At 68.5% G+C, this 22,735-nt stretch carries 24 protein-coding genes and 1 tRNA gene; 10 read left to right on the top strand and 15 right to left on the bottom strand.

Going from position 1 to position 22,735, the window contains the following annotated elements; genetic code table 11:
- The first annotated feature begins 8 nt into the window (after positions 1–8).
- The 3 genes from bcp (at position 9) to E0H73_RS29190 (ending at position 2,574) form a co-directional block, all read left to right on the top strand.
- Entirely contained in the window at positions 9–476 is a 468-nt protein-coding gene (gene bcp, locus E0H73_RS29200; RefSeq protein WP_131361816.1) for a thioredoxin-dependent thiol peroxidase, read from the top strand.
- Between the two features lie 365 nt (positions 477–841).
- Complete coding sequence (locus tag E0H73_RS29195) at positions 842–2,440, top strand: substrate-binding domain-containing protein (protein WP_238164353.1); 1,599 nt, start codon at positions 842–844, stop codon at positions 2,438–2,440.
- A 53-nt stretch (positions 2,441–2,493) separates the two neighbouring features.
- Positions 2,494–2,574, top strand: a tRNA-Leu gene (locus tag E0H73_RS29190).
- A 2-nt stretch (positions 2,575–2,576) separates the two neighbouring features.
- Here the strand turns inward: E0H73_RS29190 and E0H73_RS29185 are convergent.
- Positions 2,577–3,425, bottom strand: coding sequence for an SAM hydroxide adenosyltransferase (locus tag E0H73_RS29185; RefSeq protein WP_131361814.1), 849 nt, complete (start codon positions 3,423–3,425; stop codon positions 2,577–2,579).
- Positions 3,426–3,587: 162 nt separating this feature from the next.
- On the bottom strand, positions 3,588–4,760 hold the full coding sequence (locus tag E0H73_RS29180; protein WP_131361813.1) for a Gfo/Idh/MocA family protein: 1,173 nt from the start codon (positions 4,758–4,760) through the stop codon (positions 3,588–3,590).
- A 162-nt stretch (positions 4,761–4,922) separates the two neighbouring features.
- Here E0H73_RS29180 and E0H73_RS29175 point away from each other — a divergent pair, with 162 nt between their 5' ends.
- The 4 genes from E0H73_RS29175 to E0H73_RS29160 all read left to right on the top strand — a co-directional run bounded on the left by E0H73_RS29175 (position 4,923) and on the right by E0H73_RS29160 (position 7,780).
- Entirely contained in the window at positions 4,923–5,780 is an 858-nt protein-coding gene (locus E0H73_RS29175; protein ID WP_238164352.1) for an SGNH/GDSL hydrolase family protein, read from the top strand.
- Positions 5,781–5,789: 9 nt separating this feature from the next.
- Positions 5,790–6,506, top strand: a complete 717-nt coding sequence (gene rph, locus E0H73_RS29170; protein ID WP_131361811.1) for a ribonuclease PH — start codon at positions 5,790–5,792, stop codon at positions 6,504–6,506.
- A 76-nt stretch (positions 6,507–6,582) separates the two neighbouring features.
- A complete protein-coding gene (gene rdgB / locus E0H73_RS29165) occupies positions 6,583–7,188 on the top strand; it encodes an RdgB/HAM1 family non-canonical purine NTP pyrophosphatase (protein WP_131361810.1) in 606 nt (201 codons plus the stop codon).
- A 4-nt stretch (positions 7,189–7,192) separates the two neighbouring features.
- Positions 7,193–7,780, top strand: a complete 588-nt coding sequence (locus E0H73_RS29160; protein WP_131361809.1) for a hypothetical protein — start codon at positions 7,193–7,195, stop codon at positions 7,778–7,780.
- Between the two features lies 1 nt (position 7,781).
- Here the strand turns inward: E0H73_RS29160 and E0H73_RS29155 are convergent, their stop codons facing one another.
- The 6 genes from E0H73_RS29155 to murI all read right to left on the bottom strand — a co-directional run bounded on the left by E0H73_RS29155 (position 7,782) and on the right by murI (position 13,532).
- The gene (locus E0H73_RS29155) at positions 7,782–8,765 is read right to left on the bottom strand and encodes a DNA glycosylase AlkZ-like family protein (protein WP_131361808.1); all 984 of its coding nucleotides are present in this window, start codon (positions 8,763–8,765) and stop codon (positions 7,782–7,784) included.
- 85 nt (positions 8,766–8,850) lie between these two features.
- Positions 8,851–9,450, bottom strand: coding sequence for an acyl-CoA-like ligand-binding transcription factor (locus E0H73_RS29150; protein ID WP_131361807.1), 600 nt, complete (start codon positions 9,448–9,450; stop codon positions 8,851–8,853).
- Positions 9,447–10,976, bottom strand: coding sequence for a DHA2 family efflux MFS transporter permease subunit (locus tag E0H73_RS29145; RefSeq protein ID WP_202867609.1), 1,530 nt, complete (start codon positions 10,974–10,976; stop codon positions 9,447–9,449). The genes E0H73_RS29150 and E0H73_RS29145 overlap by 4 nt, the downstream gene beginning before the upstream one ends.
- A gap of 54 nt (positions 10,977–11,030) precedes the next feature.
- Positions 11,031–11,870, bottom strand: a complete 840-nt coding sequence (locus tag E0H73_RS29140) for an alpha/beta fold hydrolase (RefSeq protein ID WP_165555867.1) — start codon at positions 11,868–11,870, stop codon at positions 11,031–11,033.
- A complete protein-coding gene (locus tag E0H73_RS29135; RefSeq protein WP_131361805.1) occupies positions 11,851–12,597 on the bottom strand; it encodes an MBL fold metallo-hydrolase in 747 nt (248 codons plus the stop codon). The genes E0H73_RS29140 and E0H73_RS29135 overlap by 20 nt, the downstream gene beginning before the upstream one ends.
- Positions 12,598–12,728: 131 nt before the next feature.
- Positions 12,729–13,532, bottom strand: a complete 804-nt coding sequence (gene murI, locus E0H73_RS29130) for a glutamate racemase (RefSeq protein ID WP_131361804.1) — start codon at positions 13,530–13,532, stop codon at positions 12,729–12,731.
- 167 nt (positions 13,533–13,699) lie between these two features.
- Between murI and E0H73_RS29125 the strand changes: the two genes are divergently transcribed.
- Entirely contained in the window at positions 13,700–14,044 is a 345-nt protein-coding gene (locus tag E0H73_RS29125; RefSeq protein ID WP_131361803.1) for a zinc finger-like domain-containing protein, read from the top strand.
- Between the two features lie 106 nt (positions 14,045–14,150).
- Here E0H73_RS29125 and E0H73_RS29120 read toward each other — a convergent pair whose 3' ends face one another.
- The 7 genes from E0H73_RS29120 to clpS all read right to left on the bottom strand — a co-directional run bounded on the left by E0H73_RS29120 (position 14,151) and on the right by clpS (position 20,872).
- Positions 14,151–15,098 (bottom strand): PLP-dependent cysteine synthase family protein, encoded by a 948-nt coding sequence (locus tag E0H73_RS29120; protein ID WP_131361802.1) that lies wholly within the window; start codon positions 15,096–15,098, stop codon positions 14,151–14,153.
- A 2-nt stretch (positions 15,099–15,100) separates the two neighbouring features.
- Complete coding sequence (locus E0H73_RS29115) at positions 15,101–15,379, bottom strand: MoaD/ThiS family protein (protein ID WP_131361801.1); 279 nt, start codon at positions 15,377–15,379, stop codon at positions 15,101–15,103.
- 1 nt (position 15,380) lies between these two features.
- Positions 15,381–15,836, bottom strand: a complete 456-nt coding sequence (locus E0H73_RS29110) for a M67 family metallopeptidase (protein WP_131361800.1) — start codon at positions 15,834–15,836, stop codon at positions 15,381–15,383.
- A 71-nt stretch (positions 15,837–15,907) separates the two neighbouring features.
- Positions 15,908–16,900: an aldo/keto reductase gene (locus E0H73_RS29105; RefSeq protein WP_131361799.1), complete on the bottom strand. Its 993-nt coding sequence runs from the start codon at positions 16,898–16,900 to the stop codon at positions 15,908–15,910.
- 10 nt (positions 16,901–16,910) lie between these two features.
- Positions 16,911–20,036 (bottom strand): isoleucine--tRNA ligase, encoded by a 3,126-nt coding sequence (gene ileS / locus E0H73_RS29100; RefSeq protein WP_131361798.1) that lies wholly within the window; start codon positions 20,034–20,036, stop codon positions 16,911–16,913.
- Complete coding sequence (locus tag E0H73_RS29095; protein WP_131361797.1) at positions 20,037–20,588, bottom strand: DUF2017 domain-containing protein; 552 nt, start codon at positions 20,586–20,588, stop codon at positions 20,037–20,039. It abuts the gene before it with no gap.
- Positions 20,585–20,872, bottom strand: a complete 288-nt coding sequence (clpS, locus tag E0H73_RS29090; RefSeq protein WP_131361796.1) for an ATP-dependent Clp protease adapter ClpS — start codon at positions 20,870–20,872, stop codon at positions 20,585–20,587. Before clpS ends, E0H73_RS29095 begins: the two co-directional genes overlap by 4 nt.
- Before the next feature lie 106 nt (positions 20,873–20,978).
- On the opposite strand from clpS, the gene E0H73_RS29085 reads away from it, so the two are divergent.
- Positions 20,979–22,268, top strand: coding sequence for a nicotinate phosphoribosyltransferase (locus E0H73_RS29085; protein ID WP_238164384.1), 1,290 nt, complete (start codon positions 20,979–20,981; stop codon positions 22,266–22,268).
- The gene (locus tag E0H73_RS29080; RefSeq protein ID WP_131361795.1) at positions 22,265–22,723 is read left to right on the top strand and encodes a MarR family winged helix-turn-helix transcriptional regulator; all 459 of its coding nucleotides are present in this window, start codon (positions 22,265–22,267) and stop codon (positions 22,721–22,723) included. The genes E0H73_RS29085 and E0H73_RS29080 overlap by 4 nt, the downstream gene beginning before the upstream one ends.
- Positions 22,724–22,735 lie beyond the last annotated feature (12 nt).

Genomic DNA, 22,735 nt, shown 5'->3' with positions numbered 1-22,735 from the left:
AGGGCCTGATGTCCGAACGTCTGTCCGTCGGCGATGTCGCACCTGACTTCACCCTGCCCGATGCCGATGGCAACGAGGTCGCGCTGAAGGACCTGCGCGGGAAGAACGTGATCGTCTACTTCTACCCGGCCGCGATGACGCCCGGCTGCACCAAGCAGGCCTGCGACTTCCGCGACTCCCTGGACTCGCTGCAGGCCGCCGGGTACGCCGTACTCGGCATCTCACCGGACAAGCCCGCGAAGCTGGCCAAGTTCCGCGAGCGCGACGGCGTGACCTTCCCGCTGCTGAGCGACCCGGACAAGCAGGTGCTGACCGCGTACGGCGCCTTCGGCGAGAAGACGATGTACGGCAAGAAGGTCACCGGCGTGATCCGCTCCACCTTCGTGGTGGACCCCGAGGGCAAGGTCTCGGTGGCGCAGTACAACGTCAAGGCGACCGGTCACGTCGCCAAGCTCCGCCGCGATCTCGGCCTCTGATCCGGGCCGGTCCAGACCACTCCGCGCAGGGAAACCTTCGACCGTTTCATGGCGATGGTCCATGGAACGGTCGTTTGAGGAGAGACTCTGGTGTGATTTGGATCACACCAGGATCTCACCGGATCGGAGTGACAGCACTACCGTCGGTGACTTTTTGAGGGTTCTTGCGAAAGAGCGGTACTCCCAGGACCACCGGCGTTCGGTTGCGGTCCACCCCCGGGTGTGTCAAGAAGTACTCCGACCTTGGCCCTGACCAGCCGAAAGCGGGTAATCTGCGCGCGCAGTCAGCCTCTGGGAGGGAGGGACCTGCCGCGATGGGAAAACATTCCTCTGCGGTGACGCGAAGTAACAACAACCGTCGTTCGGTGTACATCACTGCGGTCGGGCTATTGGTGGTGTCGTTGGGCGCCGTCTTTGTGGTCCGCTCCTTCGGGTCGCAGTCGGGCGCCGACGGGTTCCTCGGCGGGAAGTCGTGTGACGACCCGACGCAGGTCTCGTTGAGCACCACACCCGAGATGCAGCCCTCGCTGGAGGCCGCGGCCAAGTCGCTGGCCGGCAAGGGCGGCGACGACGGAACTCCGTGTCTGCAGTTCACCATCAGCGGGGCTCCCTCGGCCAAGGTGGCCCGGGACATCGCCAGCGGCAGCGACAACCGGCCCGACCTGTGGGTGCCGGACTCGTCCCTGTGGGTGGCCCAGGCCGACGACGGCCAGAGCGTCCCGAGCATCGCCGTACCGTCCGTCGCGACCTCGCCGCTGGTGCTGGTCGGACGGAGCGCCAACTTCGCCGACACGTCGTCCTGGCTGCGCGCTCTCGGCGCCGCGGATCCGGCCCTGCTGGACCCGCTGAACACCTCGCCCGGCGCGCTCGCGCTGCTCGCGGTGCAGTCAGAGCGGCAGAAGACCTCTGCCTCCGACACCCAGGTGTCGCAGGTCATCGTGCCGCTCGCGCAGCGGCTCGGTTCGATGGCCAAGCCGTACACCGACGTGAACGCACTGTTCGGCAGGGCTGACCAGGACGGCAGCAAGGTCGTCGTACCGGCGTCGGAGCAGAGCTTCGTGAAGTACCAGGACGAGCACCCGGACGCTCAGCTGAAGGCGATCATGCCGGCCACCGGCACGCTGACGCTGGACTACCCGATGGTGGTCACCGCCAAGGACGACGCCGAGACGATCAGCGACGCCGGCAAGGCGCTGGCGGCGGAGCTCCTGACCGACGCTTCCAGCCAGGCGCGCGACCAGGCCGGTTTCCGGGACGCGCTGTTCAGCCCGCTCAGCGGCGGCCGTGGGGTCGGCGACCTCACCCAGCTGACCAAGCCGACCGGCGAGGCGATCGAGAAGGCGCTGCAGAACTGGACCCGGCTGTCGCTGTCCACCCATTCGCTGGCGGTCATCGACGTCTCCGGCTCGATGGCGGAGGTGGTCGGCAACAAGACCCGGATGCAGCTGACCATCGAGGCGGCCAGCGGCGGCCTGTCGCTGTTCCCGAACAGCGCCTCGCTGGGGCTGTGGACGTTCTCGACCCGGATCGGCTCGGACGGCGGCGACTACAAGGAACTCGTCCCGATCGCGCCGCTGTCGTCCGGCCAGCGGACCAAGATCCTGGCCAACCTGAAGATCCAGCACGCGGTCCCCAACGGCGGCACGGGTCTCTACGACACCGCGATCGCGGCGGTTCGCGCGGTCCGGAACCAGTACGACTCGAGCGCGGTCAACTCGATCCTGCTGTTCACCGACGGCAAGAACGACGACCCGGGCAGCCCGACCCTGGAGAAGACCATCCAGACCCTGGAAGGCCTCCGCGACCCGGCCCGCCCGGTCCGCATCATCGCCCTCGGTATGGGCCCGGACGCGGACGCCGAGGAACTGCGCAAGCTCGCCCAGGCCACCGGCGGCCAGTCGTACGTCGCCCGCAACCCCGGCGACCTGCGCACGGTGTTCATCGACGCCCTGCAAAGCCGCTGACCGGACGCTGCTCCCCTAGGATGTCTTTCCGAGGGGAGCAGCGCTGCACCCCAGCCAGAGTGGTGGAACGGCAGACACGCCGGCTTTAGGTGCCGGTGCCCCCGGGCGTGCGGGTTCGAGTCCCGCCTCTGGCACTTCAGGCGGCGTACTCGGCCGGCGTACTGCGCAGTGGTGAATCGCCCGGGCGAAGGTTGAAGGCGGATGCCGCCGAGCCGCCGCGGATGACGAGTTCGACGAAGTCCGTGCCCGAGCTGCCGAGGATCAGACCCGCGGCTCCGAGGGGTACGTCGGTCAGGTGGCGGTAGCAGCCGACCTCTGTCAGCGTGATCGAGCCGTCCTGAGTCCGGCCGGCGACCGGAATCGACGTACCGATGCTGAACCCGATCGCGGCGGCGCCGCAGTCGAGCTTGCAGTTGCCGAAGTTGTCGACGACGCCCACGATCGGTCCGGAGTCGTCGAGCTCGGGTACGGCGGTCAGCGTCGAGGGGACGGCGTGGCCATCGACGAGCCACTTGGCGAGCAGTGGCAGGTACCACAGGCTGCGGAACTGGGTGTCGACGATCCTGTCGAGCTCATCGGCGCTGAACGACGCCCACTCGCGCGCCGCCTCGACGACCTCGCGGATGTCCGTCACGTGAACCCGGTCGATCCCGAGCTCACGGCGTACCAGGGACAGCGTGCGCGCGTCGAAGGTGCTCGCGACCAGATGCTTGCCGTAGGTGAAGAAGCAGAACGGGGCGCCGTTGGGCCACTCGCCGTCGCGGGGTGCGATGTTGACGAGCGTGATGGTCGGATGGCCGTCCTCCCCCAACGACTCGGTCGATCTCAGACAGTCGAGCAGGGTGAGTGCGGCGAACGACTCCGGATCGGGCCCGTCGGCGGCCACGATCGTCGGCGACTGGCCGAACAGGGCGCCGATCCGGGTGCTGAGTCTGGCGCGGGCGTTGCCGCCGAAACAGTCGGTGACATAGGTGATCGGGTACATCGAATCTCTCCAAGGGATGTGCAGGCAGCTGGGACAAAAAGAGAGGCCCCCGACACCGGGGGCCTCTCGCTGCAAGCACATGCGCCTACGCCGCTAGAGTCCTCCGCATCGAGGGCTCAGCATTCGCATGGCGGCGTACCAGGTCACGACGACGATCTTAGCTCACCGCGTTTGGCCGTTGTCGAAATACCTGACCAGGGTCGGGTCCAGCGGCGGGACGTCGACCGGGGTGCCGTCCGAGCGCAGTGACGTGGTGGCGGCGTACCCGGCCGCGACCGCTGCCCGCGCGGCGACCGGGGACGTGAGCGTCTCCCCGCCGTCGCGGACGAAGCGGATGAACTCGCCCACCAGCAAGGGATCCGCGCCACCGTGGTGGTCCGAGCTGCCGGGGATCTCGACAACCTGGTCGGCGTCCTCGCGGTACCCGGACCGGCGGCTGTTCCAGACCTTCACCACACCGCCGTACGTGTCGCCGAAGTTCTCCAGCCGGCCGTGCGTGCCGATCACGGTGTAGTTGCGCCAGTAGTCCGGCGTGTAGTGGCACTGCTCGTAGGTCAGGAAGACGCCGTTGTCGAGACGGAGGTTCGCCATTGAGATGTCCTCGACGTCGATCACCGGCGCCAGGCCCTTCTGCTCCAGCGGCGGCCAGTTGTCGTCGCTGACGAAGTCGCCGAACCGCTGGTCCGACCGGTCCTGCCTGTCCTCGATCCCGCCGTACAGGGTCAGCGCGCCCATCGCGTTCACCCGGGTCGTGTAGCCGCCCGCCAGCCAGTGCATCACATCGATGTCGTGGGCACCCTTCTGCAGCAGCAGGCCGGTGGACCGACGGCGGTCCGCGTGCCAGTCCTTGAAGTAGAAGTCGCCACCGTGGCCGACGAAATGCCGGCACCAGATCGCCTTCACGTCGCCGATCGCGCCGGACTGGATCAGCTCCCGCATCGTCAGTACGACAGGCATGTGCCGCATGTTGTGCCCGACGTACAGCCGTGCGCCGCTCTCGTACGCCGCCTGCAGGACCCGGTCGCAGCCCTCGGTCGTGATGGCCAGCGGCTTCTCGACGAACACCGAGACGCCGGCCCGCAGGAAGTCGATCGCCGGGCCCTCGTGCAGGTCGTCGGGCGTGGTCAGGAACACGCCGTCGAGCTTCTGGTCGAGCAGCTCATGGTGGTCCGCGTACGCCGTCGCGCCGGGGAACCGCTCGAGTGCCGTGTCCCGCTGCGCGGCGGCCGGATCGCAGACCGCCACGATCGCCGTCCCTTCACCGGGCGTGTGCGCGTACAGCCCGATCCGGCTCCGGGCGCCGAGTCCCACCAGGCCAAACCGAAGATCAGTCATCAGCAAGCAGCTCCTGCACATAGTTGTTTGAAGCACAGTAACTCCGAGCAGTTGCGTCCTTCAATCACCCGTCCTCCAGCTGGAATTGCCGCGTTGGTCATCCAGGAAACACCGAAGTCTCGCTCCGTGCCGTCACCATGGCGGAATGTGAGCCTCCACTACGTGGCACTGGGGGACTCGACCACCGTAGGTGTCGGGGACCCGATGAACGGCAGCAGTACGACCGACCTGTCCGGTGCCGGTGCGCGCCCGGGTGAAGGGTGGCGGGGCTGGGCCTCGCTGCTTGCCGACTCCCTGGCCAGTTCCCACCGTGTGACGTTCTCCAACTTCGCGACCAGCGGCGCCACCGTGCACCTGGTCGCGACCGAGCAACTGCCCGAGGCCGTAACGACCGGTCCGATCGACATCGCGTCGCTCATCGTCGGGGTCAACGACACCCTGCGGTCCAGCTTCGACTCCGGCCGGATCCGCGCCTGCCTGGATCACTGCGCCGAGCAACTCACCGCCCGTGGCGCGCTGCTGCTCACGGTCCGGTTCCACGACCACGGCCAGGTGTTCGGTCTGCCGGCCTGGCTGCGCCGCCCACTGTGGCAGCGGATCGAGCAGGTCAACCAGGTGTACGACGACCTGCACGCGAAGTTCGGCGGGATCCGGCTGGACATGGCTGACTACCCGGAGGTGTACCGGCGGGACTTCTGGAGCATCGACCGGCTGCATCCGGGCGAGCGCGGTCACCGGCGGCTGGCCCGGGGGTTCGCCGACGAACTGGCCCGGCGCGGACTGCCGATCGACGTACCTCCGGATCTGGACTGTGCCGGGGTCGCACCGAGTCGGTGGGCGGACACGCTCTGGCTGGTCAAGGAAGGCGTTCCGTGGCTCGGCCGGCGGGCCAACGACCTGGTGCCGTGGGCCGCCCGGATGGCCGTCACCCAGGTTCGCCCGTCCAGTGGCCTGCGCCCGTCCGGTTCGTCCGGTGCCCTGCGGCCGTCCAATGCGGAGGTCCAGCGCCTGGAGGCATAGGGTCGTCGCATGGCGCGTATCGATGGACGTACTCCGGATCAGCTGCGGCCCGTCACCCTGACCCGGAAGTGGCTCGACCACGCCGAAGGCTCGGTGCTGGTCGAGTTCGGCCGGACCCGGGTGCTGTGTGCGGCGAGTGTGACCGAGGGTGTGCCGCGCTGGCGCAAGGGTTCCGGGCTCGGCTGGGTCAGCGCGGAGTACGCGATGCTGCCGCGGGCGACCAACACCCGCTCGGACCGCGAGTCGGTGAAGGGCAAGATCGGCGGCCGCACGCACGAGATCTCCCGGCTGATCGGGCGTTCGCTGCGGGCCGTGATCGACTACAAGGCCCTCGGCGAGAACACGATCCTGCTCGACTGCGACGTACTGCAGGCCGACGGCGGGACCCGGACCGCGGCGATCACCGGCGCGTACGTCGCTCTCGCGGACGCGGTGTCGTACCTGCGCGAGCGCAAGCTGCTGAAGAGCGAGCCGCTGACCGGTTCGGTGTCCGCGGTCTCGGTCGGCATCATCGACGGCGCCCCGATGCTCGACCTCTGCTACGAGGAGGACGTGCGGGCCGAGACGGACATGAACCTGGTGCTGACCGGCGACGGCAAGTTCATCGAGGTGCAGGGCACGGCCGAGGGCGCGCCGTTCGACCGCGCCGAGCTGGACAGCCTGCTGGAGCTCGGTACGGCGGGATGCGCGGAGCTGACCAAGCTGCAGCTGGAGGCCCTCGCGTGAGCGAGCGAAGCGAGTTCACCATCAAGCGCTGTGCAACTCGTGCCTCATCCGCGCCCGGAGCGAAGCGAGGACGTGGATGAGTCGGGTGCTGCTGGCCTCGAACAACAAGAAGAAGCTCGAGGAACTGCGGCGCATCCTGACCCCGATCGTGCCGGGGATCGAGGTGCTCGGGCTGGGGGACGTACCGGCGTACGACGAGCCGGCCGAGACCGAGCCGACGTTCGAGGGCAACGCGCTGCTGAAGGCGCACGCCGCGTTGGCCGCGACCGGGCTGCCGTCGATCGCGGACGACAGCGGGATCTGTGTCGACGCGTTGAATGGGATGCCCGGCGTACTGTCGGCGCGCTGGTCGGGGCCGGCCAAGGACAACCACGCGAACAACGTGCTGCTGCTTGGTCAGCTCGAGGACGTACCGGACGAGCGGCGCGGTGCGTCGTTCGTCGCCGCGGTCGCGTTCGTTCAGCCGGACGAGGCGGACGAGCTGGTGCTCGGCGAGATGCGTGGGTCGGTCATCCGTGAGCTGCGCGGCACCGGCGGGTTCGGGTACGACGTTCTGTTCCAGGCCGAGGGGTACGACCGGACGACGGCGGAACTGTCGATCGAGGAGAAGGACGCGATCAGCCATCGGGGCAAGGCGTTGCGCGCCTTGGCTCCGATCGTCGCCAAGGCGTTGGGAGGGTAGGACCATGTTGTTCGCCGGATCGGATCGGGACGGGGTCGCGGACGGGAAGATCACCGTGGCGTACCGGCGGTGGGCCGAACCCCGGGTGGCGGAGGGGCGGATCTACCGCACCAACGCCGGCCGGATCGAGATCGACAGCGTCCGGCAGGTGAACCCGGACCTGATCGCCGACACCGACGCCGACGTGGCGGGCGCGGACCGGCGCAACGCGAAGGACGTCCGCCGACGGCTGCGCGGCAACGACGAGTGGCCGACGTTCCTGATCAAGTTCCACCTGGTCGAGGGGCCGGATCCGCGCGAGGAGCTCGCGTCCCAAACCGAGCTGACCGCCGACGACCTCGCCGATCTCCAGACCCGGCTGGCCCGCTTCGACGAGCTCAGCCACCACGGCGAGTGGACCACCCAGACCCTCCGGCTGATCCAGTCCAAGCCCGCCACGAGAGCCGCCGACCTGGCCGCCTCCCTCAACCGCGAAACCGCCCCGTTCAAACTGGACGTCCGCAAACTCAAGAACCTGGGCCTGACCCACAGCCTCGAAGTCGGCTACCAACTAAGTCCCCGAGGCGCCGCCTACCTCAACTCCCTGGACTGACCTACAGCTCCAGTTCGGTGCGGTTGACGGTCATCGTCGCGCCCGGGATCGGCATCGACAGCGCCTCTGCCGCGATCGCGGCTCGGTCCTGATCCGACAGCGGGCCGGCGGTGCGGAGGTCGACCTTGCCGCCCTTGCGGCCCCAGGCGCCGCGGATCTCGCCGTTCAGCATCAGCCCATGCGGGTGGTACCAGTCGTGCAGGTGGATCCGCGGTTTCTGCCCGGGGCCGGCGAACAGCCCATGCCGGTCCTGCCCGAACAGCCTCAGGTCCGAAGCGACCAGAAATCGCGCGCCGACCGCTGCCGGGGCCGACCGGACGGCGTGCTCGTCCGCTGCGAGGATCCATCCCTCGCGACCTTCCAGCTCGACCGGCATCATCTCGCCGTCCAGCAGCTTCCAGACTTCTCTCGCATCAGGTTTCGACAGCCCGGACCACCAACTGAAGGCCTCCACGGTGGTCGGCCCGAACGCCTGCACATGTCGCCGGCACAACTCCACATGCGCGTCCTGGAAGTCGATCTCCGGGGCTGGAACCTCACGCACGTACAGCGCACTGGTCGTCCATCGCAACGCCAGCCGCCCAGTCCAGCAAGCACTCCGCAACTCAGGACCCCGGCCGCCGCGATGCTCTGCGCCATCCAGCTCCCGGCAGATCCGGTCGGCCTGCCGTTCGATCTCGCGCTGCGTGTCTTCATCGAGCGGCATCCGCCCGACCGTGAACACCCCGAAGTCCTGCTCCGGCAACACATAAACGGCCGCCCGCGGACTGTACGTCTGCACCAACCCCGGCGCCTCCCACGCCGACGGCTCACACCCCTCCACCCGCGCATGCAACCCGACCAACGCATCCCGAGGAGCCGTATCCTGCAACCCGAATCGAGCCGCCCCCACATACTCCCCACCAGCCAACCGCACCCCCAGCCGGTTGACCATCAACCGATACCGCACAGCCTGCTGGTAACTGATCTCGAGGGCCCGCGCCATACCCGCCTGTCTAGCAGCCCCCACCGACAGACCGGGCAGCCACGGCTCACCGAGGGCGGTGTCCTTTCGCGGGTGCCGTAGGCAACTACTTGTCGAGGGGGAGGCCGGCTTCGAGGTGGGCGAAGGCGCGGTCGATGATTTCGAAGTAGTCCTTCATCTTGGCGTGCCCGGTGATCTGGTACGTCGCCATCACCACGCCGACGACCGCACCGGCCCACGCCCGTACGGCGAAGTCGTCGGCGGAGCGGCCGACCCGCTCGGCTGCCAGGGCGGCCAGCAGGTCGATCCCGGCGTACAGCTGGTCGAGCATCCGCGCTCGCAGCTCCGGAGCGTTGATGACGAGCTGCTGACGCTGGGATTCCAGCTCCCACTCCTCCTCGGTCAGCGTCCGCATGCTGTCCTTGAGGGTCGCCCGCAACGCGTCGGTCGGGTTCAGTTCGGCCGGTTGCGCGCGGAACACGTCGATCAGCACGGGGTCGAGCCGGTCGAAGACGACCGTGTCCTCCTTGGTCGGGAAGTACCGGAAGAAGGTGGCCGGCGACACCTCCGCCGCGGCCGCGATCTCCTGCACGGTCGTCTCGGCGTACCCCTGGTCGCGGAACAGCCGCAGCGCGTGCTCCTGGATCGCCGCCCGGGTCTTCGCCTTCTTGCGCTCGCGCAGCCCGGGCGGCTTCTCCGTCGTCATACCTCGATTGTGGCAACTTCCGCGGGTTCCGGCTCGACTGACCCACGGCTGCCGGGCAGGAAGGCCAGCGCGAGTACGAAGCCCACGGCGGCGATGCCGCTGCACGTCCACAGCGTCGCGCTCATGCCGTGCACGAACGCCTCACGGGCCGATTCCGCCAGCGCAGGCGCGTTCGTGTGGGCCGCGATCGCGACCGCCCCGGACGCGCTGTCGCGCGCCGCGTCGGCGACCGCGGGCGGCAGACCGCCGACGTTCAGGTGATCGCGGTACGCCGAGTTGAGCACCGTACCGAGGATCGCGACCCCGATCGTGCCGCCGACCTGGCGGAGCGCCTGGATCAGGCCCGATCCGGATCCGCTGCGCTCGACGGTCAACGCACCGATCGCCAGGTCCATCACCGGCGGCAGCGTGAATCCGATGCTCACCCCGACCAGGCTGACCCAGATCGCCGTGTACCCGTAGCCGGCGTCGACGCTGGTGAACGCGCCCATCACGAGGCCGGCCAGCATCAACACGAACCCGAACGCCACCGTCAGTCGCGGACCAACCGAGGCAGAGAGCCGCTCGGCGACCTTGGCGCCGATCAGGAGTCCACCGATGATCGGCAGCAGCCGCAGACCGGTGTTCAACGCGTCCGCGCCCTGCACAGCCTGGAAGAGCTGCGGCAGCACGAACAGCAGACCCATCAACGCGAACGACGCCAGCGTCGCGAGCACCGTGCCCCACGCGAACCGCGCGGACCGGAACAACGCCAGGTCGACCAGCGCATCCGTCGTACGCCGCTGCCACGACCAGAACACCGCCAGCAGTACAACGCCAACGGCCAGACTGACCAGCGTCACCGCGTCGCCCCAACCACGCTCACCGGCCGCGACGAACCCGTACGTCACCGCCACCAGCCCCGCGCCGGACAACAGAATCCCAGGTACGTCGATCCGTCCGGACCGATGTCCGCGCGTTCTCGGGATGAGCAGCGCGACCGCGACCAGACCGACGGCGACCAGCGGCAGGTTGATCAGGAACACCGAGCCCCAGCGGTAGTGGTCGAGCAGCCAGCCGCCGAGCACCGGCCCGAGCGGGATGCCGAGCGAGTTGGCCATCACCCAGATCGTCATCGCCCGAACCCGCTCCCCCGGCTCGAACAGGACGTTGAGCAACGACATCGACAGCGGGATCAGGAACGCCGCCCCGACCCCGAGCACCGCACGAGCCGCGATCAACTGCCCGGCCGACGAGGCGAACGCACAGGCCGCCGATGCCCCGCCGAACACGACGAGGGCGCCGATCAGCAGATGTTTCTGGCCGAATCTGTCACCCAGTAATCCCGCCGGCAGCAGCAACGCCGCGAGGACCAACGTGTACGCGTTCGCGAACCACTGCAGCTGACTGGTCGACGCCCCCAGCTCGGTCGCCAGCGTCGGCAGCGCGACGTTCAGCACAGTCAGATCCAGCCCGACCACGATGAGGCTGACCGACATGGCACCCAACGCCCACCACCGCCGCGGGTCACGGGTCACAGCACCCATCACACACTCCTCCTGAGATCGACTCTAATTTGAGAGTAGATCTCAGAATTCGTTTCAGCAACCCTGCACGGCCTCCCGCAGCACCTCCCGGAAGAGCTCAGGCTGCTCCCGCCACGGAGAGTGGCCGGCGTCGGGGACGAGGTGGAACGTCTGCCGTGGCAAGTGGGTGGCAAGCTCCCGCACGGTCGACACCGGGCGCGGATCGCCGGCGCCGTGGACGAAGGTGACCGGTGCACGAATCCCGGTCGCAAGTCCCGCGACGAAGTCGTCGGGCCAGGCGTTCACCTCTGTCGTGAGCGCGCGATTGGCGGCGAAGTTGATCGGCAGGTCGACCGCCGCGCTCTCGCGGGCCCAGGTCATCGCCATCGCCCGGTCGGCGTGATCGGTGAACCACGCGAGGACCCGGAACTCGGTCTCCTCAGCTGCCGTCCGGCGCGGGTTCTCCTCCAGCTCGACCAGCCGGTCGCGCTGCGCTGGTGTCCTCCGCCGAGCCTCCTCCGCCAACGTCGGGGGGTGCCACTCGCCGATCCCGACGCCGCCGACGTACACGAGCCCGGCGGCGCGATCGGCGTACCAGCTCGCGTAGGCCAGCGCGAGCGTTGCGCCGAACGAGTGCCCGAGTACGACGATCCGCTCATGCCCCCAGTACTCGCGAAGCTCGTCGATGTCCTGCGCCGTCCGCCGTACCGACTGGAGCTCCGACGGACCCGATCGCCCGCACCCACGCTGGTCGAACCGATGTACGACGGTCAGATCGTCCAGCATCTCCGCGAGGACGGCGTAGTCGTCCCACAGGCCGGGGCCGCCGTGAACGACGACGACGGGCGGCAACGAACTGGCGGTGCCGGTCGTTGTTGTCCACAACGTGACGCCGTCAGATGTCGAAAACGGCATGAGGGGTAGCGAGTTCGACCGGGCCCGGATAGGTGCGGCGGGCATGCTCCGCCTGGGTTTCGCGCTGGTACCAGGGCGGGACGTGGGTGATGATCAGACGTTTGACCCCGGCCTTCTTGGCGTGTTCGCCGGCGTCAGCGGGCGTCAGGTGAAGGTCGGTCGGGTTGCGCGGATCGTTGTCCTGCAAGGCGGCCTCGGACAGCAGGACGTCGGCACCACGGGCGAGCTCGATCAGCGCGTCGTTCGGTCCGGTGTCGCCGGTGTAGACGAGCGACTTGTTGCCGTGCTCAACCCGGATCGCGTACGCCGGCACCGGGTGCACCATCCGCGCGGTTCGCACCGTGAACGGGCCGATCTGCTGAGCGGCCTGCCAGGTGTGGAATTCGATCTCCTCCTCCATCCCGGGATCGGTCGGCAGGTCGTACGCCGATGCCATCCGGCCGGACGTCCCGGGCGGTCCGTAGACCGGGATCCGCGGGATCGGCGTACCGGGTCCGTACTTCGCCGCGACGTACAGCCCGCAGAGATCCATGCAGTGGTCAGGATGCAAATGGGACAGGCCGATCGCGCCGATCTCCGGGACCGCGACGTGCCGCTGGAGCGATCCGAGCGCGCCACTGCCGAGGTCGAGGATCAGGTGGAAACCCTCGGCGGTGACCAGATAGCTCGAGGCGGCCGAGTCCGGGCCGGGCACAGACCCGGAGCAGCCGATCACGGTGAGCTTCATAGCCGGAACATTACCGGCGGGTTGCCGGCTTCGCAGGACCGCGGGTCGCGTCGCGAATCATCGGATCCAGTTGCCTGGCAGTGATTTCGCGCACATCACAGCGTGATCCGGTGCCCTGGACAACCGACCGGCTAGCGGACCCACGCGAACTGGTCGACCCCGGACAGCACCGGTCCGAGGAAGCGAGAGCCGATGGCGGCGAACTCGGCCGGGCTGCCGGTGGTGACGAAGCGATGCCGCGGCTCGGGCAGGTTGTCCGCGCGGAGCAGTCCGGTCTTGGTGAGTACGCCGTACACATCCTTGGCGCACTCCTCGGCGCTGCTCACCAGCGTGACGTTGTCGCCCATCACGTACGAGATCACGCCCGTGAGCAACGGATAGTGCGTGCAGCCGAGGATCAGCGTGTCCACGCCGGCCTCGACCAGCGGATCGAGGTACTCGTGCGCGGCCTCGAGAAGCTCGGGCCCGGACGTCACGCCGGACTCGACGAAGTCGACGAAGTCCGGGCAGGCACGGGTGAACAGCTCCACCTGCGGGGCGGCCGCGAACCCGTCCTCGTAGGCGAGCGACGCCGCCGTCGCGCGTGTGCAGATCACGCCGACGCGCTGGTTCCGGGTCGCGGCCACGGCCCGGCGTGCGGCCGGCAGGATCACTTCGACGACAGGTACGTCGTACCGTTCGCGCGCGTCGCGGAGCATCGCGGCACTGGCCGAGTTGCAGGCGATGACGAGCATCTTGACGCCGGCCTCGACCAGATGATCGAGGCACTCCAGCGCATACTCGCGGACTTCGGCGATCGGCTTGGGGCCGTACGGCTGCCGGGCGGTGTCGCCGAGATACAGGATCGGTTCGTGCGGCAACTGGTCGAGCACCGCGCGGGCGACGGTGAGACCGCCGAAGCCTGAATCGAAGATCCCCACCGGTGCGTCAGCCACAGGCAGAGCTTATACAGGTCTGATCGCGGGCAGTTCGGAAGCCGGCCTTACCTAACCGAGCGATCCGACACGCCGGAGTTATCCACATCTTTACTCTGCGGAATTGCCTTTTCACGTGATGGGCGCCACTCTGGAGCGATGTTTGCTCGACCGCCCGTCGTGATGCCATGACACTGGCGCACCAGATCGCGGTGGTGCTGGGCACCACCGCAGCACCGAATCCACAGCCCAACGAAGCTACGGCGAGCCAGGCTGCGGACACACACAGCACTACCGCGGACATCGTGGCGGCCCTCGGGCCGACCGGGATGCTGGTCGTGCTGGCCATGGCGGCGTTCGTCTTGTACGTCGTCTCGCTCTCGCTGCACCCGAACGCCAAATGCAATCGTTGCAAAGGCGCCGGACGGCACCGCGGCGCACTCTTCAGCTACGCCCAACGCCCCTGCAACAGTTGCAAGGGCCGCGGCGTTCATCCCCGACTGGGACGCAAGGTCCTCTTCAAGCAACCGTAGGCGGACATGACGTAATCACCACCAGGTGCCGGCAGCAACGACCGGCACACCACTGAGTTCCGGCCCTCCGCCCGCCGGTGCTCAGCTCCACCTCAAGCCCGGAGCCTCAAGCCCAGAGCTGACCCTCGAGGCGATCCTCCGCCTCGTCGATCGTGCCCTCGTAGGCACCGGTGGACAGGTACTTCCAGCCACCGTCCGCGACCACGAACGCGATATCCGCGGTCTCGCCCTCGCGGACGCATTTCGCTGCCTGGCCGAGCGCGGCGTGCAGGATCGCGCCGGTGGAGATCCCCGCGAAGATCCCCTCGTTGTCGAGCAGTTCACGGACCCGGCGTACGGCGTCGCGCGGTCCGACCGAGAACCGGGCGTCGATCAGGGTCTCGTCGTACAGCTCGGGAACGAACCCCTCGTCCAGATTGCGCAGTCCGTAGACGAGTTCGCCGTACCGCGGCTCGGCCGCGACGATGCGCACCTCGGGCTTGTGCTCGCGGAAGAACCGGCCCGCGCCCATCAGCGTGCCGGTGGTGCCGAGGCCGGCCACGAAATGGGTGACGGACGGTAGATCGGCGAGGATCTCGCGCGCGGTGCCGTCGTAGTGTGCGGCCGCGTTGGACGGGTTGCCGTACTGGTAGAGCATCACCCAGTCCGGGTGCTCCTCGGCGACCTGCTTGGCCACCCGGACCGCCTCGTTCGACCCACCCGCGGCCGGGGAGGAGATGATCTCGACTCCCCACATCCGCAGGATCTGGCGGCGTTCCTCCGACGTGTTCTCCGGCATCACGCAGACCATCCGGTAGCCGCGCAGCTTGGCCGCCATCGCCAGCGAGATGCCGGTGTTGCCCGACGTCGGTTCGAGGATCGTGGTGCCGGGCCGGAGCCGGCCGTCCTTCTCGGCGTCCAGCAGCATCCGCAGCGCCGCCCGGTCCTTGATCGAACCGGTCGGGTTGTGGTCCTCCAGCTTGGCCCACAACCGGACGTCCGCCGACGGCGACAGCCGGGGCAGACCGACCAGCGGCGTGCCTCCGACCGAGTCGAGCAGACTGTCGAAACGCATGGTCAGCCGCCGGCCACCGCGGGCAGTACGACGACCACGTCGCCGTCCTTCACGCCGGTCTTCAGGCCGCCGGTGAACCGGACGTCCTCGTCGTTGACGTAGACGTTCACGAACCGGCGCAGTTCCTCCGGCTCGCCCTCGACGATGCGCTCCTTCAGGCCCGGGTGGGCACCGTTCACGTTGTCGATGAACTCGGCCAGCGTGTCGCCGTCCCCGTTCACCGCCTTCTCGCCGCCGGTGTACGTGCGCAAGATCGTCGGCACGCGCAACTCGATCGCCATATCAGTTGTCTCCTCTTCTTTCCTCATAAGAACCGACCACGCGCACTTCTTCTTCCACGACCTCGCCGTCGATGATCCGGTACGACCGGAACTCGACCGGCCCGTCGTACGCCGGGGAGTCGGCGCCGTCCCGGGTCGACACCAGCACGTAGTGGGCGCCGGGCTCCTGGGCCAGGGTGATGTCGGTGCGGGACGGATACGCCTCGGTGGCGGTGTGCGAGTGGTAGATCACCACCGGCTCCTCGTCGCGCTCGTCCATCTCCTTGTAGAGCCGGAGCAGGTCGCCGGAGTCGAACTCGTAGAACGTCGGTGACATCGCCGCGTTGAGCATCGGCACGAACCGGACCGCCCGGTCCGACCCGGCCGGCCCCGCGACCACGCCACAGGCCTCGTCCGGGTGGTCCCGGCGGGCGTGCGCGACGATCGCGTCGTACGTGGCCTTCTCGATGATCAACACGAGACCACGGTACGGCGACCGCCGGACCCGGCCCGCCAACCCGGGAGTCGGTCCATTATGCGGACAGAGCGCTACCAGCGATCGTGGATCTGTGGCCGGATCAGCTCGTCGTACGTCGCCTGGACGGCGGCCGACTGGTCGGCGGTGAGCGGGGAAAGGCTTGCCGCGGCCAGGTTGCCCGCCACCTGGGCCGGATTGCGCGCGCCCGGGATGACGACGCTCACACCCGGCTGGTCGAGGATCCAGCGGAGGGCGAACTGGGCCATGGTGGCGCCGGCGGGCAGCCAGGGCATCAGGCGGCGGACGGCCTCCAGCCCGGTGCCGAAGTCGACGCCGGAGAAGGTCTCGCCGACGTCGAAGGCCTCGCCGTGGCGGTTGTACGTGCGGTGGTCGTCGGGCGAGAACGTGGTGTTCTCGTCGTACTTGCCGGACAGCAGCCCGCTCGCCAGCGGGACGCGGGCGATGATGCCGACGCCGGCCGCTTGCGCCGCGGGCAGTACTTCGTCGAGCGGCTTCAGCCGGAACGCGTTCAGGATGATCTGCACCGATGCCACGTTCGGCCGCGCGATCGCAGTGAGCGCCTCGGCGCAGGTCTCGACGCTCACGCCGTACGACGCCATTCTGCCCTCGTCCACCATCGAGTCGAGCGCGTCGAACACCGCGTCGGTCGAGTACACCGGCGTCGGCGGGCAGTGCAGCTGGACCAGGTCGATGGTGTCGACGCCGAGGTTCTGCCGGGACCGGTCGTTCCAGGCCCGGAAGTTCTCCAGCGTGTAGTTCGACGGCACCTGCTCGACGCGACGTCCCATCTTGGTTGCGACGGTCAGGCTGCCAACCCCGTTGAGCACCGTCTCCTTGAAGACCTGACCGACCAGCCGCTCGCTACGGCCGTCGCCGTACACGTCCGCGGTGTCGATGAACGTGACTCCGCCCTCGACCGCCGCCCGCAGTACCGCGAGCGCATCGCTCTCGTCGACGGAGCCCCAGTCGGCACCCAGCTGCCAGGCACCGAGCCCGACCACACCCACGTCCCGACCGGTCCGACCAAGCCTGCGCGTCTCCATGCCGCTAACCCTAGGCAGTGACCGCGACCTGGAGTTCGGCACCCTCCGCGACGTCGAGCTCTGTAGCGAGCGTCTCGGCCATGATCAGCTCGCGATGCGCCTCGACGGCCTGCATGGTGCGAGCGTCAGCCGTCACCGACAAGCGCATCCGATCGGTCACCTGCAGACCGGCGTCCCGCCGCGCCTGCTGCACAGAGCGGATCACGTCGCGCGCCGTCCCCTCGGCCTCCAGCTCCGGCGTGATCGTCGTGTCGAGTACGACGAAGCCGCCGCCGGAGAGCAGGCCACTCGCCGTACCGCCCTCGGCCAGCGTGGTCTCCAGGGTGTACTCACCCTCGGCCAACTCGATGCCCCCGGCAACGACAGCGCCGTCCGCGGAGACCGACCAGTCGCCGCTCTTCGACGCCTTGATCACCGTCTGGACGTCCCGTCCCAGCCGTGGTCCCGCGGCTCGCGCGTTGACCGTCAACCGCTGCGACACCGGCGCGTCCACCGCATCCGCCGACGTCAGCACGACCTCGCGGAGGTTGATCTCGTCCTCGATCAACGGCACCAGAGCCCGCAACGCCTCCGCGTCCGCCGTCGCGACCGTCAGCGACTGCAACGGCTGCCGGCCACGGATGCCCGCCGCCTTCCGGATCGACGACGCAACCGAGCACACCTCGCGCACTCGCTCCATCCGCGCGACCAGCTCCGGGTCGTCCGGAAGCTCGTCGACCGACGGCCAGTCGGTCAGGTGCACCGACCGCTCGCCGGTCAGCCCACGCCAGACCTGCTCGACCGTGAGCGGCAGCAGCGGCGCGGCCGTCCGGCAGACCACCTCGAGCGCGGTGTAGAGCGTGTTCACCGCATCCTGGAACGTCTCGCCCGACTCGTCCCAGAAGCGATCCCGGGACCGGCGGATGTACCAGTTCGTCAGCACTTCCAGGTAGCTGAGCACCGCATCGCAGGCCGACGCGACGTCGTACCGGTCAAGCTTCTCCTCGACGTCCGCGACGAACACTCGCAGCCGGGCCAGCACGTACCGGTCCAGCAGCACCTCGGAGCTGGTCGACCAGGTCCCGGTCGCCCCGGCGGCGTTCGCATAGAGCGCGAAGAAGTACCAGGCGTTCCACAGCGGGATCATCACCTGGCGGACGCCGTCGCGGATGCCCTCCTCGGTGACGACCAGATTCCCGCCGCGCAGGATCGGGCTCGACATCAGGAACCAGCGCATCGCGTCGGCGCCGTCGCGGTCGAACACCTCGGACACGTCCGGGTAGTTCCGCAGCGACTTGCTCATCTTCTGGCCGTCGTTGCCGAGCACGATCCCGTGACTCAGGCAGGACGAGAACGCCGGCCGGTCGAACAGCGCCGTGGACAGGATGTGCAGGGTGTAGAACCAGCCGCGGGTCTGGCCGATGTACTCGACGATGAAGTCGCCCGGGAAGTGGTGCTCGAACCACTCGGTGTTCTCGAACGGGTAGTGCACCTGCGCGAAACTCATCGACCCCGAGTCGAACCACACATCCAGTACGTCGGGCACCCGGCGCATCGTGGACCGCCCGGTCGGGTCGTCCGGGTTCGGCCGGGTCAGCTGGTCGACGTACGGGCGGTGCAGGTCCGGGACCGCGACACCGAAGTCGCGCTCCAGCTCCTCGATCGAGCCGTACACGTCGATCCGCGGGTACGCCGGATCGTCCGAACGCCAGACCGGGATCGGGCTGCCCCAGAACCGGTTCCGGCTGATCGACCAGTCCCGCGCGTTCGACAGCCACTTCCCGAACTGCCCGTGCTTCACATGCTCCGGCACCCAGGTGATCTGCTCGTTCAGCTCGACCATCCGGTCCCGGATCCGGGTCACCTCGACGAACCAGCTCGACACCGCCTTGTAGATCAGCGGGTTCCGGCACCGCCAGCAGTGCGGGTAGCTGTGCACGTAGCTGTCCTCGCGCACCAGCGCCCCGGCCGCCCGCAGGTCCCGGATGATCGGGCGGTTCGCCTCGAACACGTGCATCCCCTGGTACGGCGGGACCACGGACGTGAACCGGGCTCCTTCGTCGACGGTGAGCACGGTGGGGATCCCGGCGGCTTCACAGGCGACCTGGTCCTCCTCGCCGTACGCGGGAGCCATGTGGACGACGCCCGTACCTTCGTCGGTGGTGACGTGCTCGGCCGCGATGACCTTGTACGCCTCGCCGGTCCCGAAGACCTCGGCGTTCGCGAGGAACGGGAACAGCGGGGTGTAGCGCAGGCCGATCAGCTCGGAGCCCTTGAGCCGCCGGAGCACCTCGTCACCGAGGCCGGCGAAGTCGCCGTGCGCACCGGCGTACGCCGCCAATCGCGCCTCGGCGAGGATCGTCGGGCGGCCCTCGGCGTCGTTCACCACCACGTAGTCGACGTCCGGGCCGACGGCCATCGCGAGGTTGCTCGGCAGGGTCCAGGGCGTGGTGGTCCAGGCGAGCAGGCGCTCACCGGTCTCCAGCTCGACCGCGATCGTCACCGACGGGTCCTGGCGCTGCTGGTAGACGTCGTCGTCCATCCGCAGCTCGTGGTTGGACAGCGGGGTCTCGTCGTTCCAGCAGTACGGCAGCACCCGCAGGCCCTCGTACACCAGGCCCTTGTCGTACAGCGTCTTGAACGCCCAGATCACCGACTCCATGTAGTCGCGGTTGAGCGTTTTGTAATCGTGGTCGAAGTCGACCCAGCGCGCCTGCCGGGTGACGTAGCTGCGCCATTCATCCGTGTACTTCAGCACCGACGCCCGGCACGCCTCGTTGAACTTCTCGATCCCGAGCTCGAGGATGTCCGCCTTCGTCTTCAGCCCGAGCACCCGCTGAGCCTCCAACTCAGCCGGCAACCCATGCGTATCCCACCCGAACCGCCGCTCCACCCGACGCCCCCGCATCGTCTGGTACCGCGGTACGACGTCCTTCACATAGCCGGTCAGCAGATGCCCGTAGTGCGGCAGCCCGTTGGCAAACGGCGGCCCGTCATAGAACACGAACTCGTTGGCCCCGTCCTCCCCCGCCGCCCGCTGCTCCACCGAGGCCAGAAACGTCCCGTCCTTCTCCCAGTACGCGAGCACCCCCCGCTCAACCCGCGGAAAGTCAGGACTAGCACTCAGCTCAGGGTCACCACTCTTCGGGTAGCTCACTCAGCGCATGTTATGCAACAACGCCGACTGCAGATAACCGAGCCAGTCGTAGAGGTCGTAGGTGAGGCGGCGGGGGTCGTCGTCGGGGAGTTTTTCCCAGGTGGAGTAGTCGTCTTCTTCTTTGATGTCCAGGCGGGTGCCGATGGCCAGGCGGAGGTCGTTCAGCGCACGCAGCCACGACAGCTGCTCGTCGGGTTCCAGCGCGATCTCGTCCGCGCCGGACTCCTCGAGCGCGGAAAGCACCCGCTTGGCGTCCCCGATCTTCCCGTCGCGCAGACCGCGCTCCGTGAACCGCCGGAACTCACCCGACGCCTGGTCGTCCTCCTTGTAGGCGTCCGGAAGCAAGCGCTGGAGTACGACGTCCTCCGGCGGCGACGTCGGCCCGTCGCTGTCCAGGAGCGCTGCCAGCGGGTCCGAGGATTCGGTGGCGCGCGGCGGCAGGCCGTCGTACAGGAGTTCGACCAGGTTGCGGAGCAGGTTCGCCAGGATGTCCGCCTCGTGCTCGGCGAAACTGACGACGACGGTCTTGCGGCGCTTGCGGAACCGGGTCACGACTTCTCGCAGGTGGCCCACAGGCCGTAGGAGTGCATCGCTTCCACGTCGCGTTCCATCGCCTCGCGGTTGCCGTTCGAGACCGCCGACTTGCCCTCCTGGTGCACCTGCAGCATCAGCTTCTCCGCCTTGTGTTTGGAGTAGCCGAAGTAGGTCTGGAACACGAAGGTGACGTAGTCCATCAGGTTGACCGGATCGTTCCAGACGATCGTCACCCACGGTGGGCTCAGCTCGATCGCCTCGTCGACCTCGGGGCTCTCGAGTTCGCTTGGTGCGGTGCTCACCTGTCCATTCTCTCCATCATCGGTTCCGGGTTCGCAATAGGCTGCCCTTGTGACTCACGCAGTGACGCACTCGACCGCGCTCCTCACGGACCACTACGAGCTCACCATGCTGCAGGCCAGCCTGGCCGACGGCACGGCGCAGCGCCGCTCGGTCTTCGAGCTGTTCGCCCGCCGGCTGCCCGAAGGGCGCCGCTACGGCGTGGTCGCCGGCGTGAACCGGCTGCTGGACGCGCTGGAGCGGTTCCGCTTCGACGAGCGGGCGATCGGATTCCTGGCCGACCGGGGTGTCGTCGACCAGGCTACCCGGGACTGGCTGGCCGAGTACCGGTTCACCGGGGACATCGCCGGCTACGCCGACGGGGAGATCTTCTTCCCCGGCTCGCCGGTGCTGGTGGTGGAGGCCAGTTTCGCCGAGGCGGTGCTGCTGGAAACCGTGTTCCTGTCCATCCTGAACCACGATTCCGCGGTCGCCTCGGCGGCGTCCAGGATGACGTGGTGGGCCGGCGGCCGGCCGTGTATCGAGATGGGCTCGCGCCGGACCCACGAGGAATCCGCGGTCGCGGCCGCGCTCTCGGCGTACATCGCAGGCTTCGCCACCACCTCGAACCTGGAGGCCGCGCACCGGTACGGCATCCCGAGCGCGGGTACGGCGGCGCACTCGTTCACGCTGCTGCACGACACCGAGCGGGACGCGTTCACCTCCCAGATCGATGCCCTCGGCAAGGGGACGACCCTGCTGGTGGACACGTACGACGTGGCCGAGGCGGTCCGGACCGCGATCGGCATCACCGGCCCTGAGCTCGGCGCGGTCCGGCTCGACTCCGGCGACCTGCCGTCCCTGGCCGGGCAGGTCCGCGAGCAGCTGGACGCCCTCGGGGCGACCAAGACCCGGATCATCGTCACCAGCGACCTCGACGAGTACCAGATCGCCGCGCTCGCCCCGGCGCCCGTCGACGGGTACGGCGTGGGTACGTCGCTCGTCACCGGCAGCGGCCACCCGACCTGCGGGTTCGTGTACAAGCTGGTAGCCCGGGAAACCGCGGACGGGGCGCTGGTCCCGGTGGCGAAGAAGAGCCCGGACAAGATCTCCATCGGCGGCCGGAAGTATGCGCTGCGGCGCCGGTCGGCCAGCGGGGTCGCGGAGGTCGAGCTGATCGGCGTCGGCGAACCGCCGGTCGACGACGGTGACGACCGCGAGCTGCTCAAGCCGCTGGTCGAGGCCGGCAAGATCGTCGGCCGCACCACCCCGGAAGAGTCCCAGATACACCACCTCAAGGTGCGCGACGAGCTGCCTCGCTACGCCAGCCAGCTGAGCCGCGGCGAGCCCGCGATCCCGACCGAGTACAGCGGCGACCACGACGCCCGCAACCCGTTCCTGCCTCGGAGCCACATGTGAGCACCGACCAGACTGAATGGCCTCCGGAAGCACCAGCCAGTGAGGCTGATGTCCTGATCGCGCTGCGGTTCGCCGACCGGGCGGCCCGGAAGGCAGTCGCCGACGAGCTGGCGGGCACCGGACTGCACACCGGCCAGGAGCTGGTTCTCGCCAAGCTCCTGCACCTCGGCTCGCTCCCGGTGGCCAAACTGGCCAAGGTCCTGGACGTCGAGGTGCCGACGGCAACGAAAACCACCCAGCGGATGGAAGCTGCAGGCCTCGTCCGCCGGGTCAAGAACAGCACCGACGCCCGCCAGGTCGCGATCGAACTCACCGACCGCGGCGTCGAGCTGGCCCACACCGTCCGGGAGGTCTACGACCGAGCCGGCCGCCGGGCCCTCGCCCAGCTCGGCCCCGAGGACCGCCGCCTGCTCCGCAACCTCCTCTGGACCATCACCACCACCATCGAGCCCTGAACATCTCAACAG

The organism is Kribbella pittospori (genome assembly GCF_004331465.1).
Lineage (GTDB): Bacteria > Actinomycetota > Actinomycetes > Propionibacteriales > Kribbellaceae > Kribbella > Kribbella pittospori.
This window is presented reverse-complemented; position numbering and strand designations above follow the sequence as displayed.